Annotated in this window: 6 protein-coding genes; all 6 read left to right on the plus strand. The window is 35.5% G+C overall.

The features are described from left to right. The first annotated feature begins 22 nt into the window (after positions 1 to 22). The gene (locus AC25JC_RS14230; RefSeq protein ID WP_486924279.1) at positions 23 to 4855 is read left to right on the plus strand and encodes an RHS repeat-associated core domain-containing protein; all 4833 of its coding nucleotides are present in this window, start codon (positions 23 to 25) and stop codon (positions 4853 to 4855) included. A 2-nt stretch (positions 4856 to 4857) separates the two neighbouring features. Further along, positions 4858 to 5295, plus strand: coding sequence for a hypothetical protein (locus AC25JC_RS14235; protein ID WP_486924280.1), 438 nt, complete (start codon positions 4858 to 4860; stop codon positions 5293 to 5295). Then, complete coding sequence (locus AC25JC_RS14240) at positions 5246 to 5719, plus strand: hypothetical protein (protein ID WP_486924281.1); 474 nt, start codon at positions 5246 to 5248, stop codon at positions 5717 to 5719. The genes AC25JC_RS14235 and AC25JC_RS14240 overlap by 50 nt, the downstream gene beginning before the upstream one ends. Then, positions 5703 to 6143 (plus strand): hypothetical protein, encoded by a 441-nt coding sequence (locus AC25JC_RS14245; protein WP_486924282.1) that lies wholly within the window; start codon positions 5703 to 5705, stop codon positions 6141 to 6143. The genes AC25JC_RS14240 and AC25JC_RS14245 overlap by 17 nt, the downstream gene beginning before the upstream one ends. 129 nt (positions 6144 to 6272) lie before the next feature. After that, entirely contained in the window at positions 6273 to 7220 is a 948-nt protein-coding gene (locus AC25JC_RS14250; protein ID WP_486924283.1) for an IS5 family transposase, read from the plus strand. 87 nt (positions 7221 to 7307) lie between these two features. Further along, a complete protein-coding gene (locus tag AC25JC_RS14255; RefSeq protein ID WP_180036276.1) occupies positions 7308 to 7595 on the plus strand; it encodes a hypothetical protein in 288 nt (95 codons plus the stop codon). Positions 7596 to 7669 lie beyond the last annotated feature (74 nt).

Raw genomic sequence — 7669 nt, forward strand, 5'->3', positions numbered from 1 at the left:
AATTTGAGTAATAGGTTTTTACATGACAACTGAGCAAAATGTTCAACAAGAACAACAACCGACAAATAAGCCAGCGGTAGAACTGGCAATTTTCAATTTAGAGAGTGTGACGCATACTGAAGATCATAAGTTTATTGCACATCAAATTCAGGATTATTTAAAAGCGTGTGGTAATACAAGTTTAGAGCAGTTAAAAGCCAAAGCAAATGTCCCTACTGTAGCCAATATTTTTGCACTTTCAGGTGCGGTGTTGGACTTACTATTATTTGCAACCGATCCAGAACAAGGTGATGCCGCTGTACAAAAAATAGCAGTGCTGAGTATGAACCTGATAGGTTTGTATTTAGAACCTAAAGCTGAAGCTCATGTACGTATGGCTTTACGTCCTTTACTGGGACTCATGGCTGAATGCTTATATCCGCAAAATGGTAAGATCAAAGAAGCTGATATCCATCGCATGTCTTTGCATTTAAATGCACAAATGGCAGGAGATTTAGAAAAGTTTCTGACTGAAACACAGGCCAAACTACCTAGCCTGCTTTCAGGTGCGACAAATTTAGGAACATCAATATTAAACACTTTTGCAGCACCTATTCAGTCGGGGCTGGTTTCACCGACTATTAGCTTTGGTGCAAGTGCTGAAAAACGAGATCCGGCAGAACAATTTAGCAATTGGGCAAAACCGCTGATTGATTTAAGTAAAACCAGCGCACTTGCTAATATGCTACCTAAAATAAGGAAAGAACAAACAGGCACGCTGCTACAAACTCAAGCAACTCAGGCATTGAGTTCATTTCCAAATGAAATTCAACGTCAAGCTAACGCAGGTCTAAAATACAGTTTGGCATGGCTAATTCAAGAAACCTTAAAAGCCATTAAAACTCAAGGTAACAAAGCCAATGCCAGTGTGCCGATTAATCAAATTGGCGAGCATGAGCAGCATACGACGGGCGATACTTTAGAGTTTTTAACTTTACAGGCTGATGCGTTAAATGCTCCACCCTGCGATGGAGCAGACTCACAGACTATAAAAAGTATTAGTTACTCAATTGGTGCTGAACGGGTCCAACATGCGGACTTCTATTTACCGAAAATAGGTTTTTCTTTTATACGCCAATATAACTCACAAATGGATGAGTTTGATCAAAGTATGATTGGTGCACGTTGGATGATGCCATTTTCCAATATGATTCAACAAACTGCCAAAGGTTATCTATTTATTGATAGTAAAGGACGAAAGCACCAACTGCCAGCTTCCATTACATTTGAAACTTATGAAGTTCCCTATGAGGGATGGATTATTCAGCCCCTTAAAAATGGAGAATTGATTTTGGATTTTGGAGGTGAATGGCACTCTCATTTCCAAAGCTTTGATGAAGGGAGGAATTATTATTTAGTCAAAAAAACGAATGTGACCTCTCAAGAGGAAATTTTTCTAGAGTATCTTCTCTTAGATCATCTGGCATATTTAAAGGCTATCAATTTTAAACTAAAACAAGCAGAGTATCAGTTGAAATTTGCTTTTAATGAGCAAGTTAAAATTATTGCTGTTTTTCTAGATGATAAAGCTGAACCATTAGCACGTTATGAATATGATACTCAAGGAAATTTAATTAAAGCTATTGATCAAAATGGCTATATAAGAACTTACGAATATAACCAATTTCATCAACTAATGCGTTATACAGACCGTACAGGGCGTGGACAAAATATTCGATATGAGTCAACTGAAGCCAAAGCTAAAGCGACAGAAGAATGGGCAGATGATGGCAGTTTCCATACCAAACTAAAATGGCATCCGCGCTTACGCCAAGTGGCGGTTTATGATGCTTATGACGTTCCAACTTACTATTATTTCGATCTTGATGGGTTTACTTATCGAACTCGATTAGCGGATGGACGTGAGTCATGGTATAGCCGTGATAGGAAAAAGCGTATTACTCGGCAAATCGATTTTGATGCGCGAGAGACTCAACAAGAATATAATGATCAAGATCAACTTGTTAAAATTGTTCAGCCAAATGGGGGGATAATTCGTTTTGCATATGATAAAAATAATATGCCAATTGAAATTAAAGATGCTGAAGGTAATATTTGGAAACGTGAATATGATACTCAAGGTAATGTTAGTAAAGAGATCAACCCTTTAGGTCAGATTACACAGTATAAATATAACAATGATAATCAACTGGTTGAAGTCATTGATGCGAAAGGTGGTATTAAAAGAATTCAATATAATGAATTAGGGCAAATGACTTCATATAGTGATTGCTCAGAAAAAATTAGTTACTGGGAATATGATAAAAATGGAAAATTACTTTCTCAAAATAATGCTGATATACAGAAAGTACAATTTATCTACAATAGTAAAAATAAAGATCAGCTAGAAACAATCATTTATCCTGATGGGTTAAAAGAACACTTTAAATATGATGAAGAAGGACGTTTGCTTAAGCATACTAATACAAAGGGCTTAGTAACACAGTATCAGTACAATCAAGTTGGCTTGTTAGAGCAGCGTATTGATGCCAATCGACATAGCATAACTTATCAATGGGACAAACAAGGTCGCATCCAAAAGTTGATTAATCAGAATCAAGCAGAATACTTGTTTGAATACAACCCGTATGGATATTTGGTACGTGAACAGGCCTTTGATGGAGAAGAAAAACACTATATCTATAATGAAAGTGGGCGATTATTTCAAATCCGAAAACCAAATATTCTGACCCAATTTAGTTACTATACAGATGGGAAAATTGCATCGAAAAGCTTTACCCATTTACATACAGGGCAGAAACAAACGGAACAATTTGACTATAACCTGAATAGCCAACTGAGCCGAGTCAGTAATGAGGTCAGCCAAATTGATTTCTATCACAATGCACTTGGACAATTGGTGAGAGAACACCAACATTATAAAATTCCAGGTCTTAAACCGATCACAGCAGTATTAAGCTATGAGTATGATGAGCTTGGAAATTTAATTAAAACAATTCGACCTGATGGACAAACATTGAATCATCTTGTTTATGGTTCAGGGCATATTTATGCAATTGGTTTAAATAACCAGGAAGTTGCTTCATTTCAGCGTGACGATTTACATAGAGAGACAACACGACTATTGGCAAATGGGCTCATTCAAACCAAACAATATACTGATGTAGGATTACTGAGTTCTCAGTTCATTCAACCTGAGCAAGAAACCCAAGACTATTTACAATACCAAGCATATAGAAAATATCACTACGATCAAAACTATTTGCTTAGTCAGGTTGAAGATAGTCGTTTGGGTAAGTTTAGTTATCAATACGATCCTATTGGGCGTTTAATTGCAGCTCAAAATTTACATAAAACTGAGAACTTTAGCTTTGACCCAGCAGGAAACTTGATAGATTCTGATTCGATATTAAGTTCAACACAAATTAAAAATAACCTTATTAAAAGTTATAAAGGTAAACACTACCAATATGACGCTCAAGGTAATGTGACAGAGATTATTCAGGCTGGTAAAAACCTTAAGATGACTTGGGATAATCAAAATAGACTTATTCGAAGTGATAATAATGGTCTAGTTACAGAATATGGTTACGATGTCTTTGGCCGCCGACTCTATAAAAAAACATCCAATGAATTAACATTATTTGGTTGGGATGGAGATTTAATGATATGGGAGTCTGTCAAATCTGCACAGATAAGTTATACAAAGCACTATATTTATGAACCTGATAGCTTCACTCCCTTATTACAAACAGGTTATAAGGATTTCATTCAACTCATAGAAACTCCTGATTATCAGGAGTATCAAACAAAGCCTTATTCTATTTATAAAGACCCAGTATGGAATAGTAATACTCGCAAAAAGCGTACTGATGTAGAGCAAATCACATTTTATCATTGTGATCAGGTCGGAACTCCACAAACCATGACCAATGCCCGCGGTGAATGTGTATGGGAAATTCTCCAAGACACGTGGGGAACGGCATTAGAAATTAAAGCAGTAAATCAAGATAATCCATTTGAACAAAATAATTTACGTTTTCAAGGGCAATATTATGATCAGGAAACAGGATTGCACTATAACCGCTATCGTTATTATGAACCACATAGTGCGAGATATATAACTAAAGACCCAATCGATTTATATGCAGGTTTAAACCATCATGCCTACGTATTGAACCCTACTTTATGGGTGGATGCACTTGGTTTATATCCGACTTATGGTGGACAATTCATAGGTTTAAGTCCGCAAGCTGCATCCAATTTAGAGTATGAAGCTTATCGCAATTATGACTGTTGGTTAAAAACAGGTGAAACGTGTAGGCTTCAAGCTGCTCCTTTATTTGACTATGTTTATTGTTCAGGTGGTGTAGGTCCATTTGCGTATGCAGAGATCACGAACTTACATAATGGTAAAGTCTTTCAAGTAGGGGCTGCTTCAACGCCAGATGCAAAAGGAGCGAAAGCAATCGGTCGTAACGCGATTTCGGTAATTGATGGTAGTCGAAAATTAGGTGCTTCTGATCTTTCTAAGTTAAAAGGTAAATTTTCAGCAAGCTGTATGGCAGGTTATATATTTAATAAGCCTGCTGAAAGATCATCTGCTAATAGTACAGATCAGTTTTTAACAGGATTAGCAGGAAGTGCTAGTGGTGGAATTTGGGGAGTAAGAGCAGGTGTCGTACTTCCACTTGATACAGGTTCAAGTTCTATTAGTGATAAGGTAAAAGCATATTTTACTTCAGATACAATGAAAGGTTTAGAAGTTGGTATTGGTACACCCGGTGCAGATTTTAATTTTGGATATGGGGTTGAAGCACAAGGTAGAACCATTACGGGAGCGATTAAGGACTAAATATGAAATTAAATAAATTGAGTTTAGCAGCTTTTATGCTTTTCACATTCACTGGTTGCGGTGGAGGGGGAGGCATTTATCCACAGCCTTCAGATAAGTATCCATTTGAAGTAAAAATGAAAGCATTGTTAGGCGATAATCTTAAAATTGTAAACTCGTTGCGTAAAGCAGAAGTTCAAATTTCTTCTTTTAGATTTGAAAAAGATCCCAATAAATTGAAAAAAGTAATTAATCAATTGGAAAAAGATGGTTGGGTATTAAAGGGGCATGGACAAGGGGTAGATACATATTGTTTAGGAGCTAATAATAGTATTAATATTGTTAGCCCTACTGCAATTGGTGTTTATGATTATCAAGGAGGTAAACTAAATATAACTGATTATAATTCTGATGCTATATCTTATAGTTATAATAAATGGGGCGAGGATTTGTGTGAATGATTTTTGGAAAATTATATTAATTTCTTCCTTATTAATTCAATTAGGTTGTTCTAATGGAGTACATGAGCAACCTTCTAATAAATATCCATTTGAAGAAAAAATGAAAGTATTATTAGGGAATAATCTTGAAATTATAGATTCTATAAATAAATATGAAGCACAAGTTTCTTATTTTGAATTTACTAAAGACTCTAGGAAATTAGATAAAATAGTCAGGTATTTAGATAAAGATGGATGGGTGTTAAAAGGGCAAGGGCAGGGAGTTGATACATATTGTTTAGGTCCAAATAATAAAATTAATATAGTTAATCCAATTTTTGGAGAAATTAAAGATTATAAAGGTGGGGAGTTAAAAATAACTAACTATAATGTTAATACGGTTTTGTATCGTTACTATAAGTGGGGGGATGATTTGTGTGAATGATTTTTTGAAAATTATATTAATTTCTTCCTTATTAATTCAAATAGGTTGTTCTAATAGAATATATGAGCAGCCTTCAGATAAGTATCCATTTGAAACAAAAATGAAAGCTTTATTAGGTGATAATCTTAAAATTGTGAACTCATTGAGTAAAGCAGAATTTCAAATTTCTTCTTTTGATTTACCCCAAGAAACTAATCAAATAGACAAAGTAATTAGTCTGTTAAAAACAGATGGATGGATATTGAAAGGAAAAGGGCGGGGCGTTGATACTTATTGCTTAGGGAGAAATAATAGAATTAATGTTGTTATACCAACTTCTGGTGGACTTTATGATTTTAAAGGTGGGAAATTAAAACGAACAGATTACTCTGTGAATGCTGTTTTATATTCCTATGATAAATGGGGAGATGATATGTGTGAATAAATTCCTAATGAAAAAAATATTTTCAGTGCTAGTTCTGCTTTTTTTAATATTGCAAGTAGGTTGTTATAAACGAACGGCTTTGTTGCACAAACCTATCTGTAAAGGCTTTTTCAGCGATATAATTTTCAAATGAAGAAGCCTACACACAAAATCTATCGCACAACCAATTGGCCCGCATATAACCGAGCACTCATGAGTCGCGGAAATATTGCCATTTGGTTTGATCCTGCTACGCAATGGTATGCGCCATCAAAAGGCAAACAAGGGCGAAATCAAACCTACTCCGACGCAGCTATCCAATGCTGCTTAATGATTAAATCCTTATTCCGTCTATCTTTAGGTATGGTCACTGGCTTTGTGCAAAGTCTGATTAAACTTTGTGGATTAAATTGGACCGCACCAGATTACAGTACGCTTTGTAGAAGACAAAAGCATATTGATATTGCAATCAGCTACCAAAAAAGTAGCGATGGGCTGCATCTACTCATAGACTCTACAGGCATGAAGTTTCTAGGTGAGGGCGAATGGAAACGCAAGAAACATGGACCTGAATATCGTCGCCAATGGCGTAAGCTGCATATTGGTATCGATGCTGAAACCCTGCAAATATGTGCCATTCAACTCACTACAAACAATGTGAATGATTCGCAAGTGCTCGGTGATTTAATTTCTCAAATTCACTTAGATGAACGAATTGATTCGGTTTATACCGATGGAGCTTATGACACTAAGAAATGCCGTCAGGTCATAGCAGATCGGCAAGCGCATGCGGTGATTCCACCTAGAAAAAATGCGAAACCATGGAAAGATACAAAGATCAGCTCGCTAGCGCGAAATGAATTACTTCGAACGGTTAATCTTGCGAAGCAGTGCTTCTCAGGCAGGACATTATGGAAAAAATGGTCCGGCTATCATCGGCGAAGTTTGGTTGAAACTAAGATGCATTGCATCAAGTTATTAGGCGATAAACTCAGTGCAAGAAAATTTGATAGCCAAGTCAATGAAATTCATGCACGTGTAGCAGTCCTCAACAGATTTACGGAATTAGGTCGACCACTTACCCAAGTTACGCCTTAAATTTGGCTCAATTAGGGGGGCTTTGTATTTCAAATCTTTGTGCAACAAAGCCGTGATCAGGTTGAAAAGCATGGAGTTGATAAGTAAATGAATATTATAAAATACAAATTATGTATTCTTTTTGTTGTTTTTTTTATTGTATCTTGTGGTATAAATCCTGCGATAATTGTAAATAATAAAAATGATTTTATTAGTGGTTGTATAAATTCAGGTGAGTTTGGAGAAGAAATATGTGAGTGTGTATATAATGATTTACAGAAAAATTACAAATATAATTTCTCTGAGGATGAAAAAAATCTTGATCCGGGAAGTATAGATAATAATATTTATAATCAGAAAATTATAGAGGTATATGGGAAGTGTAATGATTTTTAAATTTCTTAAAAATGGTGGTGGTTTTTCAGTTGTAGTCTTATATTTAATATCTACTATGCTTTATGATTGTGTAT

This window comes from Acinetobacter sp. P37, from assembly GCF_057480965.1.

Excerpts from the sequence above, each read along its gene's own strand:
- AC25JC_RS14240 (WP_486924281.1), top strand. The coding sequence starts at position 5,246 with ATGCTATATCTTATAGTTATAATAAATGGGGCGAGGATTTGTGTGAAT.
- AC25JC_RS14245 (WP_486924282.1), top strand. The coding sequence starts at position 5,703 with ATGATTTGTGTGAATGATTTTTTGAAAATTATATTAATTTCTTCCTTA.
- AC25JC_RS14235 (WP_486924280.1), top strand. The coding sequence starts at position 4,858 with ATGAAATTAAATAAATTGAGTTTAGCAGCTTTTATGCTTTTCACATTC.
- AC25JC_RS14255 (WP_180036276.1), top strand. The coding sequence starts at position 7,308 with ATGAATATTATAAAATACAAATTATGTATTCTTTTTGTTGTTTTTTTT.
- AC25JC_RS14250 (WP_486924283.1), top strand. The coding sequence starts at position 6,273 with ATGAAGAAGCCTACACACAAAATCTATCGCACAACCAATTGGCCCGCA.
- AC25JC_RS14230 (WP_486924279.1), top strand. The coding sequence starts at position 23 with ATGACAACTGAGCAAAATGTTCAACAAGAACAACAACCGACAAATAAG.